General features: G+C 71.4%; 15 protein-coding genes. 3 read left to right on the plus strand and 12 right to left on the minus strand.

All coding sequences use genetic code 11. The annotated features are described in order from the left end of the window. Window positions 1–100 precede the first annotated feature (100 nt). Complete coding sequence (locus tag ACIBUY_RS11255; RefSeq protein ID WP_365573067.1) at window positions 101–391, minus strand: DUF3039 domain-containing protein; 291 nt, start codon at window positions 389–391, stop codon at window positions 101–103. A 66-nt stretch (window positions 392–457) separates the two neighbouring features. Then, window positions 458–1027, minus strand: coding sequence for a YqgE/AlgH family protein (locus ACIBUY_RS11260; RefSeq protein ID WP_365573070.1), 570 nt, complete (start codon window positions 1025–1027; stop codon window positions 458–460). A gap of 253 nt (window positions 1028–1280) precedes the next feature. Between ACIBUY_RS11260 and murA the strand changes: the two genes are divergently transcribed. Beyond that, window positions 1281–2621 carry a UDP-N-acetylglucosamine 1-carboxyvinyltransferase gene (murA, locus tag ACIBUY_RS11265; RefSeq protein WP_365573073.1) on the plus strand — a complete coding sequence of 447 codons (1341 nt, stop codon included), beginning with the start codon at window positions 1281–1283 and terminating at the stop codon, window positions 2619–2621. A gap of 80 nt (window positions 2622–2701) precedes the next feature. After that, on the plus strand, window positions 2702–3388 hold the full coding sequence (locus tag ACIBUY_RS11270; RefSeq protein WP_399152423.1) for an HAD family hydrolase: 687 nt from the start codon (window positions 2702–2704) through the stop codon (window positions 3386–3388). A gap of 7 nt (window positions 3389–3395) precedes the next feature. On the opposite strand, the gene ACIBUY_RS11275 is transcribed toward ACIBUY_RS11270, so the two are convergent. The 7 genes from ACIBUY_RS11275 to ACIBUY_RS11305 form a co-directional block, all read right to left on the minus strand. Continuing rightward, window positions 3396–3677: an HU family DNA-binding protein gene (locus tag ACIBUY_RS11275; protein WP_016645140.1), complete on the minus strand. Its 282-nt coding sequence runs from the start codon at window positions 3675–3677 to the stop codon at window positions 3396–3398. A gap of 403 nt (window positions 3678–4080) precedes the next feature. Next, window positions 4081–5514 (minus strand): NAD-dependent malic enzyme, encoded by a 1434-nt coding sequence (locus ACIBUY_RS11280; RefSeq protein WP_365573079.1) that lies wholly within the window; start codon window positions 5512–5514, stop codon window positions 4081–4083. Between the two features lie 344 nt (window positions 5515–5858). Then, entirely contained in the window at window positions 5859–8255 is a 2397-nt protein-coding gene (locus ACIBUY_RS11285) for a HelD family protein (protein WP_399152424.1), read from the minus strand. 80 nt (window positions 8256–8335) lie between these two features. Then, window positions 8336–9139: a zf-HC2 domain-containing protein gene (locus tag ACIBUY_RS11290; RefSeq protein ID WP_365573085.1), complete on the minus strand. Its 804-nt coding sequence runs from the start codon at window positions 9137–9139 to the stop codon at window positions 8336–8338. Further along, complete coding sequence (locus ACIBUY_RS11295; protein WP_365573088.1) at window positions 9136–9711, minus strand: sigma-70 family RNA polymerase sigma factor; 576 nt, start codon at window positions 9709–9711, stop codon at window positions 9136–9138. The genes ACIBUY_RS11290 and ACIBUY_RS11295 overlap by 4 nt, the downstream gene beginning before the upstream one ends. Window positions 9712–9826: 115 nt before the next feature. Further along, window positions 9827–10435, minus strand: a complete 609-nt coding sequence (locus ACIBUY_RS11300) for a CGNR zinc finger domain-containing protein (RefSeq protein ID WP_365573091.1) — start codon at window positions 10433–10435, stop codon at window positions 9827–9829. A gap of 51 nt (window positions 10436–10486) precedes the next feature. Then, on the minus strand, window positions 10487–11020 hold the full coding sequence (locus tag ACIBUY_RS11305) for a GNAT family protein (RefSeq protein ID WP_365573093.1): 534 nt from the start codon (window positions 11018–11020) through the stop codon (window positions 10487–10489). A gap of 93 nt (window positions 11021–11113) precedes the next feature. Here ACIBUY_RS11305 and ACIBUY_RS11310 point away from each other — a divergent pair, with 93 nt between their 5' ends. Then, on the plus strand, window positions 11114–11623 hold the full coding sequence (locus ACIBUY_RS11310) for an anthrone oxygenase family protein (protein WP_365573096.1): 510 nt from the start codon (window positions 11114–11116) through the stop codon (window positions 11621–11623). An 82-nt stretch (window positions 11624–11705) separates the two neighbouring features. On the opposite strand, the gene ACIBUY_RS11315 is transcribed toward ACIBUY_RS11310, so the two are convergent. The 3 genes from ACIBUY_RS11315 to ACIBUY_RS11325 all read right to left on the minus strand — a co-directional run bounded on the left by ACIBUY_RS11315 (window position 11706) and on the right by ACIBUY_RS11325 (window position 15435). After that, window positions 11706–12878: a uroporphyrinogen-III synthase gene (locus tag ACIBUY_RS11315; protein WP_365573099.1), complete on the minus strand. Its 1173-nt coding sequence runs from the start codon at window positions 12876–12878 to the stop codon at window positions 11706–11708. A gap of 138 nt (window positions 12879–13016) precedes the next feature. Beyond that, complete coding sequence (locus ACIBUY_RS11320) at window positions 13017–14366, minus strand: nitrate/nitrite transporter (protein WP_365573102.1); 1350 nt, start codon at window positions 14364–14366, stop codon at window positions 13017–13019. 181 nt (window positions 14367–14547) lie between these two features. Continuing rightward, window positions 14548–15435, minus strand: a complete 888-nt coding sequence (locus ACIBUY_RS11325) for a hypothetical protein (protein WP_399152425.1) — start codon at window positions 15433–15435, stop codon at window positions 14548–14550. Window positions 15436–15487 lie beyond the last annotated feature (52 nt).

Consider the following 15487-nt stretch of genomic DNA (forward strand, 5'->3'; position numbering starts at 1 on the left):
GACTGGACCAGTGAGCGCAATGGATCGCGGGAAACACAGAGGCCCCCGGCGGCGCGTCACCGCACCGCCGGGGGCCTCTCGAAACGGGAGGAGGGAGGGGCTACTTCTTGCCGCCGTCCTTGCCCTTGCCGTTGTCTCCGCCTGCGCCCATGGACTCGTAGATCTCCTTGCACATGGGACACACGGGGTACTTCTTCGGGTCGCGGCCCGGCACCCACACCTTGCCGCAGAGCGCGACGACAGGCGTGCCGTCCAGGGCGCTCGCCATGATCTTGTCCTTCTGGACATAGTGGGCGAAGCGCTCGTGATCGCCGTCGCCGTGCGACGTCTGCGGCGTCGGCTCTACGAGGGTCCCCGTACCTGTCCCGCGCTCGGGCTCAAGAGTGCTCATAAGGGCCAAGGGTACTGAAGCCCGCCGTGTCCTGGCACGGGCCTGCGCCGGGCCGCCGCCCAGCGGTCAGTTGAGCGAGGGGTCGTCCGGATACGTCGCCACCATCGCCAGCTCGCCGCGCTGGCGCCGCAGCACCGCGCGCCACAGCCCCTCGGGTCGCGTGGCGGAGACGTCACCGGGTTCGGACTCGACGACGTACCAGGCGCCCTCCGTCAGCTCGTTCTCCAACTGACCGGGGCCCCAGCCCGAGTACCCGGCGAAGATGCGCAGGGAACCGAGGGCCGCCGCGAGCAGTTCCGGCGGGGTCTCGAGGTCGACGAGGCCGATCGCGCCGTGCACCCGGCGCCAGCCGAGCGGCGCCCGCTCCGAGGAGCCCCCGGGGATCACGGCGACGCCGAGCGCGGAGTCGAGCGAGACCGGGCCGCCCTGGAAGACGACGCCCGGCTCACCGGCCAGCTCGCCCCAGCCCTCCAGGATGTCGCCGACGTCGACCGGGGTCGGCCGGTTGAGGACGACGCCGAGCGAGCCCTCCTCGTCGTGGTCGAGGAGCAGCACGACCGCACGGTCGAAGTTCGGGTCCGCGAGAGCGGGTGTGGCCACGAGCAGCCGCCCTGTGAGCGAGGACACCTCGGTCATGCCAGACATGATCCCGCAGATTCCCCGCGCCCGGGGAGGCAAGCGCAAGAACGGCATGAATGCAGGCCAGCGCGCATGGAAGCGGAAGGGGCGCACACCCCTGCGCCCGTCACCCCATGTGCCCGATGAGACACAGTTCGTGTTGTAGCGAAGTCATGACGGCTGATGGTGTCTTCGGGCTTACGAAACAGGGGTTGGCGGCCCTTACCCTTGTCCCTTGGCCCCCTGCCCGACTCATCGGAACGCGAGATTCATGACCGTCACCGACGATGTACTGCTTGTCCACGGCGGAACCCCGCTGGAGGGCGAGATCCGTGTCCGCGGCGCCAAGAACCTGGTGCCCAAGGCCATGGTCGCGGCTCTCCTCGGCAGCGCTCCGAGCCGACTGCGCAATGTCCCGGACATCCGTGACGTCCGTGTCGTACGCGGACTGCTGCAGCTGCACGGTGTGACGGTCCGTCCCGGTGAGGAGCCGGGCGAGCTGGTGATGGACCCCTCGCACGTGGAGTCGGCGAACGTGGCCGACATCGACGCGCACGCGGGCTCCTCCCGCATCCCGATCCTCCTGTGCGGTCCCCTGCTCCACCGCCTCGGCCACGCGTTCATCCCGGGCCTCGGCGGCTGCGACATCGGCGGCCGCCCCATCGACTTCCACTTCGAGGTGCTGCGCCAGTTCGGCGCGACCATCGAGAAGCGCGCGGACGGCCAGTACCTGGAGGCCCCGCAGCGACTGCGCGGCACCAAGATCCGCCTCCCCTACCCCTCCGTGGGCGCCACCGAGCAGGTCCTGCTCACGGCCGTCCTCGCCGAGGGCGTCACGGAGCTCTCGAACGCGGCCGTGGAGCCGGAGATCGAGGACCTGATCTGCGTCCTGCAGAAAATGGGCGCGATCATCGCGATGGACACCGACCGCACCATCCGCGTCACCGGTGTCGACAAGCTCGGCGGCTACACGCACCGCGCGCTCTCCGACCGTCTGGAGGCCGCCTCCTGGGCCTCGGCGGCGCTCGCGACCGAGGGCAACATCTACGTACGCGGTGCCCAGCAGCGCTCGATGATGACGTTCCTCAACACGTACCGGAAGGTCGGCGGCGCCTTCGAGATCGACGACGAGGGCATCCGCTTCTGGCACCCCGGCGGCCAGTTGAAGTCCATCGCCCTGGAGACGGACGTCCACCCCGGCTTCCAGACGGACTGGCAGCAGCCCCTGGTCGTGGCCCTCACCCAGGCCACCGGCCTCTCGATCGTCCACGAGACGGTGTACGAGTCCCGCCTCGGCTTCACCTCCGCGCTCAACCAGATGGGCGCGCACATCCAGCTCTACCGCGAGTGCCTGGGCGGCTCCGACTGCCGCTTCGGCCAGCGCAACTTCCTGCACTCCGCGGTCGTTTCGGGCCCCACCAAGCTGGAGGGCGCCGACCTGGTCATCCCCGACCTGCGCGGCGGCTTCTCGTACCTGATCGCGGCCCTCGCGGCGCAGGGCACGTCCCGGGTCCACGGCATCGACCTGATCAACCGCGGTTACGAGAACTTCATGGAGAAGCTCGTTGAACTCGGCGCGAAGGTTGAACTTCCGGGCAAGGCACTGGGCTAGACGCTCTTCGCCCTCCGTACGTTGATGGGGGCCGCCCGGGACATCCGGGCGGCCCCCTTCGACGTACTGCGAGACTCGAGATGATCCAACTGGCGCGGCCCGCCGCCCTCCTGACCGACATGGACGGCACGCTCGTCGACACGGAGCGGGCATGGCTCGACGTCGTGGGCCGGCTCCTCGAGGACCCGGCCGACCCGGCCGACCCGGCCGGGCTCGACGCGTTCGCGGGCCTGACGATCCAGGACGCCGCGCGCCGGCTCGTCGCCGAGGGCCGCACGACGTGGTCGTACGACGACACGGCCGCCTGGCTGGACCGGGAGTTCGCCGCGGCCGTGGCCGCCGGTGTGCGGGTACAGCCCGGCGCCCTGCGACTGTTGGACGCGGCGCGCGCCCTGGGCGTCCCTGTGGCGCTCGTGACGGCTTCTGAGCGGCATGTGGCGGAGCTGGTGCTCAAGTCCCTCGGGGCGGATCGCTTCGACGCCTCGGTGACCAACGGGGAGACGCAGCACGGCAAGCCGCACCCGGACCCCTATCTGAGGGCGGCTCAGCTGCTCGGTGCGGCGCCGGAGGACTGTCTGGCGGTGGAGGACACCCCGACGGGCGCGGCGGCCGCGCTGGCCGCGGGGTGCGCGTTGCTCGCGGTGCCGTCCGTACCCGGGATCGCACCTGGCCCGCGTACGACGATCGTGGCCTCTTTGGACGAGGTCACGCTGACGGCAAACGCGAAGGCGGCACCCGGAGTACCGGATGCCGCCCTCGATGCGTAGCCGAAGGTTACTTACCCTTGGCGGCTTCCTTGAGCTTCGAGCCCGCGGAGACCTTCACGCTGTAACCGGCCGGGATGTTGATCGGCTCGCCGGTCTGCGGGTTACGGGCGGTGCGAGCGGCACGGTGGGTGCGCTCGAAGGTCAGGAAGCCGGGGATGGTGACCTTCTCGTCGCCCTTGGCAACGATCTCGCCGACGGTCTCGGCGAACGCGGCCAGCACGGCGTCGGCGTCCTTGCGAGTCACCTCGGCGCGGTCGGCCAGCGCGGCCACCAGCTCACTGCGGTTCATGTTTGTACTCCCGTGTTCTTCTTGCCGTTGAGGCGTGCCACGCGGCTAGGCCGCATGTTGGGCAACAGCGAAGCCGATGCTGCCAGGGTCTCGGTCAGGCCCAGGACCCGGGTCCGTCGTCCAGACCCTTCGCGCCTGAAGACGCATCCTGCCCCCACCAGCGGCGGTAAAGCCAATCCGGCACCCGTGGGTGTCACCGGAAAGGCGCCACCGCCTTGGGACGGGCGGGTCAGGGGGCCAGCTTCCCGGCCACCCTAGAGGGCCCGGACGGGCCCCGCATTCCGCGACGCGCCGGGCCTCAGGCGGTCGTGGTACCCGTCACAACCGCTCCGGCCGCCCGAAGGCCTTGTCGGCGGACCCTGTCGGGGACGCGGTGCAGGATACGCACATCTGCGGCGAGCGGTCAGCGCCCGTCTTCCCCGACCTGGTCCGCCGACAAGGCCTTCGCCGCATTGCGCACGGCGCCGGCGACGGCACCCGCGACCTTGTCGTTGAAGACGCTCGGAATGATGTAGTTCGGGTTGAGCTCGTCCTCGCTCACCACGTCGGCCAGGGCCGTGGCGGCCGCCAGCATCATCTCCGTGTTGACCGTACGCGACTGGGCGTCGAGCAGGCCGCGGAAGACGCCCGGGAAGACGAGGACGTTGTTGATCTGGTTCGGGAAGTCCGAGCGGCCCGTGGCCACAACTGCCGCCGTCTGACGGGCGATCGCCGGGTCGACCTCGGGGTCCGGGTTCGCGAGCGCGAACACGATGGCGCCGTCGGCCATGGCCGCGACGTCGTCCCCGTTGATCACGTTCGGGGCCGAGACGCCGATGAAGACGTCCGCGTCGACGACCGCTTCCTTGAGCGTGCCGGTCAGGCCCTCGGGGTTGGTGTTGTCGGCGATCCAGCGCAGCGGCGACTCGGCGTCGGCGTTCACCAGGTCCTCGCGGTCGGCGTGCACGACGCCGTGGATGTCGGCCACGACCGCGTTCTTCACGCCCGCCGCGAGCAGCAGCTTGAGGATGGCGGTGCCGGCGGCGCCTGCCCCCGACATGACGACGCGAATGTCCCCAATTGCCTTGCCCGCGACGCGAAGTGCGTTGGTCAGGGCGGCGAGGACGACGATCGCGGTGCCGTGCTGGTCGTCGTGGAAGACGGGGATGTCGAGGGCCTCGCGCAGGCGGGCCTCGATCTCGAAGCAGCGCGGCGCGGAGATGTCCTCGAGGTTGATGCCCGCGAAGCCGGGGGCGATCGCCTTGACGATCTCGACGATGGCGTCGGTGTCCTGGGTGTCCAGGCAGATCGGCCAGGCGTCGATGTCGGCGAAGCGCTTGAAGAGGGCCGCCTTGCCCTCCATGACCGGCATGGCGGCCATCGGGCCGATGTTGCCGAGGCCGAGAACGGCCGATCCGTCCGTTACGACCGCAACCGTGTTGCGCTTGATGGTCAGGCGTCGGGCGTCCTCGGGGTTCTCCGCGATCGCCATGCAGACGCGGGCCACACCCGGCGTGTAGACCATGGAGAGGTCGTCACGGTTGCGGATGGGGTGCTTGGACTGCATCTCGATCTTGCCGCCGAGGTGCATGAGGAACGTACGGTCGGAGACCTTGCCGAGGGTCACGCCCTCGATGCCGCGCAGCTCCTGGACGATCTGGTCCGCGTGGGACGTCGAGGTGGCTGCGATCGTGACGTCGATCCGGAGCTTTTCGTGGCCGGAAGCGGTGACGTCGAGGCCGGTCACCGAGCCTCCGGAGGACTCCACGGCGGTGGTGAGCTGCGAGACGGCGGTTCCGCTCGCGGGCACCTCCAACCGGACCGTCATCGAGTAGGAGACGCTGGGCGCCGTTGCCATGGCCGACTTCCTCTGCTTTCACCGTGTAGCTGTTGCCGTCCGATGGTCGCACCTACCGCCGAGTACGTGGTAGTCGCATCGGATTGTGAACCTTACGTTCACCCCGCTTTTGGAAACCTACTTCCACCATACGAGAAGTCGGGGGAGACGGGAAGGGGCTTTCCGGGAACGAGAAGAGGCTCACGTCACTGGGTGACGTGAGCCTCTCTCTACGTTCATGACACCGACCCGCCATGCTCGCCTCGCGGCAAGTGGTCCCTCTGAGGGACGAAGGTTGGGCCCGGGGGCTTGGATCGAGCCGGTGCCGTCATCAACGGTAACACCGTCAACTACGGAGACAAGGGTCAGTCGCGCAGGAGATCCGGCACCCCGTTCGCGTCCGGTTCGTCCCGCTCCGCCGAGACCACGGTGAGCTGTTGGGTGGCCCGGGTCAGCGCCACGTACAGGACCCGAAGACCGGCCGGTGACTCGTCGGCGATCTCCGCCGGGGAGACCACCACCGTGGCGTCGTACTCCAGGCCCTTGGCCTCCAGCGAGCCGAGTGCGACGACGCGCTCGCCGAGCCCGGCCAGCCAACGGGCCGCCTCCGCACGGCGGTTCATCGCCACGACCACGCCGACCGTGCCGTCGACCCGGTCGAGCAGCCGCGCGGCCTCCTCGCGGACCGTGGCGCCCAGGCGGTCGCGCACGACGGCGAAGCGCGGCTCGACGCCCGTGGAGCGCACCGCGGACGGGGACTTCGAGCCCGGCATCGCGAGCGCCAGGACCTTCGCCGCGAGCTCCGCGATCTCGGACGGGTTGCGGTAGTTGACCGTCAGCTCGAAGCGGCGGCGCGGGCGCGTGCCGAGGGCCTCGTCGCGGGCCTCGGCCGCCTCGTCCGGGGCCGACCACGACGACTGGGCCGGGTCCCCGACGATCGTCCACGTCGCGTGCCGGCCGCGGCGGCCGACCATCCGCCACTGCATGGGCGTGAGGTCCTGCGCCTCGTCGACGATCACGTGCGCGTACTCGGTGCGCTCCTGCGCGAGGCGCTCGGCGCGCTCGTACTGGGTCTCCTCGCGCTGCGGCATCAGCTCCTCGAGGCCCGTGAGCTGGTCGAGCGGGTCGTACTCGCGCTTCCTCTTCGGACGGGCCGGGGCGCCGAGCACGGCGTTCAGCTCGTCGAGGAGGGCGACGTCGTGGACGGAGAGGGCGTCGCGCTTCAGGGAACGCGCGAGCCTGCGGATCTCGCCCGGGTTCAGGATGCGGCGGGCCCAGCGGTTCAGGCGCCGCTCGTCGGACATCGCGGACAGCACGGCGCGCGGCGTGAGTTCGGGCCACCACGCGTCGAGGAACCGGATGAAGTCGTCCTCGCCCGTGATGTCGTCGTCGAAGGAGGAGCGCAGCTCGGCGGCGAGCTCGGGGTCCGTGTGCCGGCTCGCGGACCCCGACTGGTCCCAGAGCGCGTCGAGGAGGAGCTTGCGGGCGCGCGGGCGCAGGTGGTTGACCGGGGCCGTGCCGCCGAGGGCGTTGTGCCGGATGCGGTTCAGCTGGTCGGCGCCCAGTTCCAGGCGGCGGCCGAACGCGACGACGCGCAGGCGGTCGGTGCTGACCTCGGGCACCTCAGGCGCCTCGTCCTCCTCCTCGTCGCCGAAGGCGAGTTGGGCCGTGACGGGCTGCGGGGCGGCGGGGCGGCCCGACTCCAGTGCGCCGCGAGCCGCCTTCCGCAGGACCTTGAGCATCCGCGAGGAGCCCTTGATCCGGGCGACGGCCGGGCTGTCGTACTCCGTGGCCTCCGCGCCGGAGGCGTCGTCCGCGAGCGAGCCGACCGCGCGGATCGCGACCTGGCCCTCCTCGCCGAGCGAGGGCAGCACGCCCTCGGTGTACGCGACCAGGAGCGGGGTCGGCGAGACGATCAGGATGCCGCCCGCGTAGCGCCGCCGGTCCTGGTAGAGCAGGTACGCGGCGCGGTGCAGGGCGACCGCCGTCTTGCCGGTGCCGGGCCCGCCCTCGACGTACGTCACCGACGCGGCGGGGGCCCGGATGACCAGGTCCTGCTCGGCCTGGATCGAGGCCACGATGTCGCGCATCGAGTGGCTGCGGGCCTGGCCGAGCGCGGCCATGAGGGCGCCGTCGCCGATGGCGGGGAGCCGCTCGCCGTCCAGGAACGCCGTCAGCTCGGGGCGCATCAGGTCGTCCTCGACGCCGAGCACCTTGCGGCCCTTGGAGCGGATGACGCGGCGGCGCACGACGCGGCCGGGGTCGACCGGGGTCGAGCGGTAGAAGGGGGCCGCGGCCGGGGCGCGCCAGTCGATGACGAGCGGCGAGTAGTCCGCGTCCAGGACGCCGATGCGGCCGATGTGCAGGGTCTCGGCGATGTCCGCCGTGTTGTTCTCGCGGACCGCGCCCTCGGCGGGCTCGACCGCCGTGTACGCGCCGTCCGGGCCCTTCTTGCCGTCCTTGCCGAGGAGCAGGTCGATGCGGCCGAAGAGGAAGTCCTCGAACTCGTTGTTGAGGCGGTTGAGGTGGATGCCCGCGCGGAACACCTGGGCGTCGCGCTCGGCGAGGGCGCCGGGCGTGCCGACCTGCCCGCGCTTGGCGGCGTCGTCCATCAGGAACTCGGCCTCGTGGATCTTCTCCTCGAGACGGCGGTAGACGGCGTCGAGGTGATCCTGTTCGACGCCGATCTCCCGGGCGCGCTCGGAGTCCGCACTCGTACTGTCCGAGTTCACCGCTGATTCGTGCTGAGCCTGAGCGGCCACCGGGCCCCCTTCTGACGTGCTGGGCAGCCGTCAAAGGTACGCGAAAGGGGCCCGCTGAAGCTACGCGGCGGGCATCACGGTTACGCGTTCACCTCCACAAGCCGCTTTCCGTCGAGCGTCTCGACCTCGAAGTGGTCGATCTGGCTGCGGTCGAAGGCGGCGCCCCCGTGCACGTACAGCGGGTATTCGGCGCTCTTGTGGGGGCTGCTCTTGATGCCGTAGCCCCACTTCGGGACGGCCCACGTGGTGACCGTCTCGCGCTCGCCGTTCTTGCCGACCGCGACGAGTGAGCACTTCAGCGGTCCCTTGACGTTCTTCAGTTCCAGGACCGTGTGCGTGCCCCAGGCCTTCTTCTCCATGCCGACGGTCGCGCTGACCTTCGTCGTCGCGTCGGTCGCCGACACCTTCTCGTCCATGTGGTGGAAGAAGGCGTCCTCGGCGGGGCTCGTGGCGTGCGGCTCCTCCGCGACGTTGCCGGTGGAGCCGTCGTCGGTGACCGCCATGACCGTCAGCGGGCCGCCGATGATCAGCGCGGCGGCGGCCGCCACCAGGTACAGGCCGCGGCGGCGCTTCGTCGTCCGCCTGCGGGCGACCTCGTCGACCAGGGACTCCGCGAGGCGGGGGCCCGGGCGGGCCGCGAGGGCGTCGCCGACCGGCGGGGTGCCCGCCCGCTCGGGGAGATCGGCGAGGGCGGCCAGCATCGGCTCCACGCCCGCGAACTCCTCCAGCTGCGCCGCGCACGCGTCGCACGTCGCCAAGTGCGCCTCGAACGCGCTCGCTTCGGCATCGTCGAGGATGCCGAGCGCGTAGGCGCCGACCGTCTCGTGCACGGTGCAGACCGGCTCGTCGCCGTAGGGACCGTACGGTCCGTGCCCCGTCGTCATGCCGTCACCCCCCGCTCCTCGAGCGCCAGCTTCATGGAGCGCAGTGCGTAGAACACGCGGGAGCGCACGGTGCCGCTGGGGATGCCGAGGGTCTCGGCCGCCTCGTTGACCGTACGCCCTTTGAAGTAGGTCTCGACCAGGACTTCCCGGTGGGCCGGGGTCAGGTCCTCCAGGGCATCGGACAGTGTCATCAGCCACAGCGCCTTGTCGATCTCGTCCTCCGCGGGGATGACCTCCAGCGGTGACGCGTCGACCTCCTGTGGCCGGGCCTGCCGGCTGCGGTGGCCGTCGATGACGATCCGTCGGGCGACCGTCACCAGCCAGGGGCGTACCGAGCCGGTCGCCCGGTTGAGCTGACCGGCGTTCTTCCAGGCACGGATGAGCGTTTCCTGCACGACATCCTCCGCGCGCTGCCGGTCCCCCGCCACCAGGCGGAGCACATAGGCGAGAAGAGGCCTGGCGTGCTCGGCGTACAGGGCACGCATCAGCTCCTCGTCCGGCTCCGGAGGCCGGGACGCGCGATGTCGGGCCCGGGGCGGGCGTTCATCGGCCACGGCGGAATCCTTGCGCACGCCTACCTCCGGTGTCCCCAGTTCGACGATCCGACCGTCTCTTTTCGGCTGGGCTCACGGTGGGGATACGTACGCGAACGCGCGGGTGTTCAAAGGGAGCTCGCCGTGACGCGCCTCACGCCCGCGCCACGGCCGCCCGGCGCCGGTGCCGGGCCACCCGCTCGCGGTTGCCGCAGACCTCGCTGGAGCACCAGCGGCGGCGGCGCCCCCTCGACGTATCGAGGTAGATGATCGGGCAGTTGTCGCCCTCGCACTGGCGCAGACAGCCGCGTACGGCGGGGTCCGTGAGGAGGGTGACGGCGTCGCGGGCGACGGCTGCGAGCAGGGCCGGGCAGCCGGGGGGCTCGTGCAGGGCGCACACCAGGGTGCCCTGGTCGGTGCGGACGGCGCGGGGTGCCGGTGGGGCGGCGCGGGCGAGCAGGTTGACGCGTTCGAGGGCGGCGGGGGCGGGCCGCCCGGCGAGTTCCCCGCGGACCAACTGGCCGATGTGGCCGCGCAGTTCGCGGAACGCGGCGAGCCAGGCGGAGGTGCAGGCGGGCGGTGCGGCCGGTTCGGGGACGAGTCCTGAGCCGACGAGCCAGGCGCGCAGCCGGTCGGGAGAGGTGAGGCGTTCGTCGGGGTGTGCGGTGGCGACCAGGTCCAGGCAGAGGCGTCCGGAGTCGAACCGCAGCTCGTAGAGGGGTGACTGTGGGGGGTGGGCGGGCCCTGTGGGTACTGCTGCCATGTCCTCTACAGTGCCCGCCTCGGCGCGCGGCCGGAACCCCTGGTGCCGGTGCTAGCTGGGCACGTGCGGGGGCGGGTCGTCGTGCAGGATGCGCTGGAAGAGGACGTGGTCGCGCCAGGCCCCGTCGATGTGGAGGTAGCGGGGGGCCTTGCCGTACTCGACGAAGCCGCATTTGGCGAGGACGCGCTGGGACGCCTTGTTGTCCGTGAGGGTGCCCGCCTCGACGCGGTGCAGGCCGAGTTCGTCGCGGCAGACGCGGACGATCTCCTCGACGGCGGCGGGGACCAGGCCGCGGCCCCGGTACGCGGCATCGACCCAGTAGCCGAGACTGGCGCTGCACAGCGGGCCCAGGACGATGCCGGTGAGCATGAGCCGGCCGATCACGCGCTCGCCGTCCCACAGCAGCCACGTCACGCTGTTCGCCTCGGTTGTCCGGGCCCGCTGCGTCTCGACCGTGTAGTACTCCGCGGGGCGGTACGGCTCGGTCGCCCTCAGGTGCTCGATGTTGCGGAGCGTGGCGTCCAGCAGGGCCCGGGCGTCATCGGGCCGGGCACGGCGCAGTTCGATGCGGTCGGTGATCAGCATGTGCGTACGGTACGCGCGGGTGTGGACGCTCGCGCATGGAGCTGCGCGGCTCGACGATGTCGCCGTGCACGGCCCGCCGGTTGACTGAATGCCATGACGACAGCGAAGAAGTTCGACGGATACCTGCTGGGGGCGGCCACGGTCGCCATGGGCCTGATCGCCGGGGCCTTCTACGTGTTCTCCTGCGCCGTGATGCCCGCCCTCGGGCGCAGCGGCGACCGTACGTACATCGAGGTGATGCAGAACATCAACGACGTGATCCAGAACCCCGTGTTCTTCCTCAGCTTCTTCGGGGCGCTGCTGCTGACCGGCGCCGCGGCCTGGCGGGCGCGGCACCAACGGCGGCTGCTGGTCTGGGTGTTGGCGGCGCTCGCCGTGTACGCGGTGGCGTTCGTGCTCACCTCCGGGGTGAACGTGCCCCTGAACGACGCCCTCGCCAAGGCGGGCGACCCCGCGAAGATCGCCGACCCGGCCAAGGTGCGCGGCGACTTCGAGGACCCGTGGGTGGCGTGGAACGCGGTGCGGGCGGTGCTGTGCACGGTCGCCATGGGGTGCCTGGTGCGGGCCACGGTGGTGTGGGGGCGGGGACGGCGGGAGGCGTGACCCCGGCCCGCGGTCGAGGTCGACCGCCTGGTCCGGCGGATGATCAACTGCCCTGCCCCTCCCGCCACTTGGTGCCCGCTGGTCAACTGCCCTGTACATCCCCGTACTTGGTGTCCGCCGCCGGGTCGAGCGCGAGCCGGTACCCGCGCTTGACCACCGTCTGGATCAGCTTCGGCGTCCCGAGCGCGGTACGGAGCCTGGCCATGGCCGTCTCCACCGCGTGCTCGTCGCGGCCCGCCCCGGGCAGCGCCCGCAGCAGCTCCGCGCGGGCCACCACCCAGCCGGGCCGCCGCGCCAGCGAGCGCAGCAGTGCCATCCCGGCCGGCGGCACGGGCCGCAGCTCCCCGTCGACCACGACCGCGTGGCCGCGAATCTCCACCCGGTGTCCGGCGATCGGCAACGTCCGGGCGCGGGAAGGCAGTTCGAGGCAGAGCAGCTGGACCAGCGGGCCGAGCCGGAAGCGCTCCGGCTGCACCGTGTCCAGGCCGCGCGCCTGCAGCGGCAGCGCGGTCACCGGGCCCACGCACGCGGGGACGACGTCGTGGTGCAGCGCCGCGAGCAGCTCGGGCAGCTGGCCCCGCTCCTCGGCGCGGGACAGCAGCGACGCGGCCGCGGGCGCCGAGGTGAACGTCAGCGCGTCCAGGCCCCGCGACAGCGCGGCGTCAAGCAGCCGGTCCATCGGCGCTATGTCCTGCGGTGGCAGCCACCGGTACACGGGCACCCCCACCACCTCGGCCCCGGCCTGGCGCAGCGCCTCCACGAAGCCGGGCAGCGGCTCCCCGTGCAGCTGGACGGCAACGCGGCGCCCCTCGACGCCCTCGCCGAGCAGCCGCTCGAGCACCTCGGCCATCGACTCCGAGGACGGCGACCACTGTTCCGTGAGGCCCGCGGCCCGGATCGCGCCCTTGACCTTCGGCCCGCGGGCCAGGAGTTCGACGCCGCGCAGCCGGGCCAGCAGGTCGTCCCCGAGGCCCCAGCCGTCGGCCGCCTCGACCCAGCCGCGGAAGCCGATGGCGGTCGTGGCGACCACCACGTCCGGGGCGTGGGCGATCAACTCCTTGGTGGCGGCGAGGAGTTCGCTGTCGTCGGCGAGGGGCACGATGCGCAGCGCGGGCGCGTGCAGCACCGTCGCGCCGCGGCGCTGGAGCAGGGCCCCCAGTTCCTCGGCCCGGCGTGCGGCCGTCACGCCCACGGTGAATCCCGCGAGCGGACCGTGGGGCTGCGTCTGCGCCCGCGTCTGCTGTTCGTCGTACATCTGGTTCTCGTCCCGCTCGACCGTCGTCCCGTGCAGTCAGCCAACGTGCGTCGTGCCGTCATGCCATCGTCCGAGCCTGTCAACACACCGTGACAGGCCCGGATCGAGGCGATTGCGTCCGTGTTACGCGCGCTGCCGTCACACCTCCGCGTAGCTGAGCTGCGGCTTCGCACCGGCCGTGGCTGCGACCGTGGAACGCGCGGCCGAACGTCGAAGGTATACGGCCCACGTCACCACGAAGCAGGCCGCGTAGAAGGCGAGGAAGGAGACGAAGGCGCCGGTGCCGGTGCCCGCGGTCTGGAAGGACTGGCGGAAGGCGAGGTTGATGCCGAGGCCGCCGAGTGCGCCGACCGCGCCGATCAGCCCCATCGAGGCACCCGACAGACGCCGCCCGTACGCGGCCGCGTCCTCGCCCGTGAGGCCCATGCCGAGCGCCTTGGCCTGGAAGATGCCGGGGATCATCTTGTACGTGGACCCGTTGCCGAGGCCGCTGAGCACGAAGACCACGATGAACGCGACCGTGAACAGGGCCAGCGACTTCTGCACCGACGCGAGCGTCACCACGCCCGTCGCCACCGCCATGCCCACGAAGTTCCACAGCGTGATGCGCGCCCCGCCGAACCGGTCCGCGAGCCGGCCGCCGACGGGCCGGATGAGCGAGCCGAGCAGCGGCCCGATGAAGGTGACGCCGGCCGCCTGCAGCGGCGTACGGCCGAACTGGGTCTGCAGGACGAGCCCGAACGCGAACGAGTAGCCGATGAACGAGCCGAACGTGCCGATGTACAGGAACGACATGATCCAGGTGTGCGGGTCCTTCGCGGCCTCCTTCGCCGCCCCGGTGTCGTTCTTGACCGTCGCCAGGTTGTCCATGAACAGGGCGGAGAGGACCGCCGCGACGACGATCAGCGGGATGTAGATGCCGAGCAGGACGCGCGGCCCGCCGTTCGCGCCGATGACGGCGAGTGCGACGAGCTGGACGACGGGGACGCCGATGTTGCCGCCGCCCGCGTTCAGGCCGAGCGCCCAGCCCTTCTTCTTCAGCGGGAAGAAGGAGTTGATGTTCGTCATGGAGGAGGCGAAGTTGCCGCCGCCGACGCCGGTGAGCGCCGCGCACACCATGAAGGTGCTGTAGGACGTGCCCGGTTCCATCACCACGAAGGCCGCGATCGACGGCAGGAGCAGCAGGCTCGCGGAGACGATCGTCCAGTTACGGCCGCCGAAGACCGCGACGGCGAAGGTGTAGGGGACGCGGGCGAAGGCGCCGACGAGCGTCGCCGTCGAGACGAGGAAGAACTTGCCTGCCGGGTCGATGCCGTACGCGGGGCCCATGAACAGGACCATGACCGACCACAGGGTCCAGATGGAGAAACCGATGTGCTCGGACAGGATGGAGAAGGCGAGGTTCCGCCGTGCGACCTTGGCGCCCGTCTCCTCCCAGAACGTCTCGTCCTCGGGGTCCCACTGTTCGATCCAGCTCCGGCCGGCCATCTGACGCCTCCAGGTCACGGTTCACTGCTGATGCGACCGAAGGTAGGGAGGCCTGATTTCCGGATTGTGGCGTCGGGTGACCGGTGAGGAACGTTGCTCTCACCTGCCGGGTGGGCGGGTGGTGAGGCTCAGGGGTGGGGTTGACGCGCCGCGCGGGGACCGGGCCGGGTCCTGGCGGGGGTCAGGAGGCGCCCGCGCCGACCCACGGCAGCTTCACCGAACCGCCCTTGTCCCAGGTGAGCGTCACGACGTCGGAGGCCTGGGTGAGGTTCGCGGCGAAGACCTGCTTGCCGGTGTCCTGGCCCATGCAGGACACGGCGATACGGAATCCGCTCGCGCCCTGCGGCTGTCCGATGCCGCTGCAGATTCCCTTGCCGCCCGCGTCGATGTAGCTGACGTTGTACTTGCCCTTGGCGCTGCCCGAGGCGATCTTGCCGGCGATGGTGAGGGTCTGCGCCTTCTCGTTCTGCCACTGGCCCTGGTAGCCGGTGTCGCCCGCGGGGCGCTCGCTCGGCCCGTCGGTGGGCTCGTCGGTCGGCTCGTCTGCGTACGGATCCTCGCTGGCCGGGCCGGAGACTTCGGGACCGGAGACTTCGGGGCTGGGGGCTTCGGAGCTCGGCCCCGGGCCCGCGCTGCCCGTCGCGACGACGCTGCTCTGCCCGGCGACCGGCTTGTCGTCGCCGCCGTCGTCCCCGCTGGTGGCCAGGAGTACACCGCCGCCCGCGAGCGCGGCGACGACCACGACCGCGACGGCGATCAGCACGGCCCGCTTCCTGCCCCCGCCCTGCTCGGGCGGCGCGGGCGGGAACGGGCCCTGGGGCGGCGGGAATTGACCGTACGGCTGCGGCTGCTGCGGCGGCTGCCCGTAGGCGGGCATCGGGGTGGTGGGCGCGCTCGCGTACGGGTTGTCGCTGCCGTACGGGCCCGGGGGCGGCGGGGCGCCGTACGGTCCCGGGGACTGAGGAGAGCCATAGGGCCCGGGCACCGGTGGCTGCTGCGGCCCGCCGTATCCGTACCCCTGTCCCTGTCCCTGTCCGTCCTGCGGCGGCTGTCCCGGTGGCTGCGTCATCGCTGGTTCCCCGTCCCCGTGCGAACTGTGCGGCCCACGCACACAGTTCGCC

The sequence above is a fragment of the Streptomyces sp. NPDC050085 genome (assembly GCF_044460595.1).
GTDB lineage: Bacteria > Actinomycetota > Actinomycetes > Streptomycetales > Streptomycetaceae > Streptomyces.

Bases quoted from the DNA above. Each gene is read 5' to 3' on its own strand.
- ACIBUY_RS11255 (WP_365573067.1), bottom strand. From the start codon at position 391: ATGAGCACTCTTGAGCCCGAGCGCGGGACAGGTACGGGGACCCTCGTA.
- ACIBUY_RS11260 (WP_365573070.1), bottom strand. From the start codon at position 1,027: ATGACCGAGGTGTCCTCGCTCACAGGGCGGCTGCTCGTGGCCACACCC.
- murA (WP_365573073.1), top strand. From the start codon at position 1,281: ATGACCGTCACCGACGATGTACTGCTTGTCCACGGCGGAACCCCGCTG.
- ACIBUY_RS11270 (WP_399152423.1), top strand. From the start codon at position 2,702: ATGATCCAACTGGCGCGGCCCGCCGCCCTCCTGACCGACATGGACGGC.
- ACIBUY_RS11275 (WP_016645140.1), bottom strand. From the start codon at position 3,677: ATGAACCGCAGTGAGCTGGTGGCCGCGCTGGCCGACCGCGCCGAGGTG.
- ACIBUY_RS11280 (WP_365573079.1), bottom strand. From the start codon at position 5,514: ATGGCAACGGCGCCCAGCGTCTCCTACTCGATGACGGTCCGGTTGGAG.
- ACIBUY_RS11290 (WP_365573085.1), bottom strand. From the start codon at position 9,139: ATGACGACGGGGCACGGACCGTACGGTCCCTACGGCGACGAGCCGGTC.
- ACIBUY_RS11300 (WP_365573091.1), bottom strand. From the start codon at position 10,435: ATGGCAGCAGTACCCACAGGGCCCGCCCACCCCCCACAGTCACCCCTC.
- ACIBUY_RS11305 (WP_365573093.1), bottom strand. From the start codon at position 11,020: ATGCTGATCACCGACCGCATCGAACTGCGCCGTGCCCGGCCCGATGAC.
- ACIBUY_RS11310 (WP_365573096.1), top strand. From the start codon at position 11,114: ATGACGACAGCGAAGAAGTTCGACGGATACCTGCTGGGGGCGGCCACG.
- ACIBUY_RS11315 (WP_365573099.1), bottom strand. From the start codon at position 12,878: ATGTACGACGAACAGCAGACGCGGGCGCAGACGCAGCCCCACGGTCCG.
- ACIBUY_RS11320 (WP_365573102.1), bottom strand. From the start codon at position 14,366: ATGGCCGGCCGGAGCTGGATCGAACAGTGGGACCCCGAGGACGAGACG.
- ACIBUY_RS11325 (WP_399152425.1), bottom strand. From the start codon at position 15,435: ATGACGCAGCCACCGGGACAGCCGCCGCAGGACGGACAGGGACAGGGA.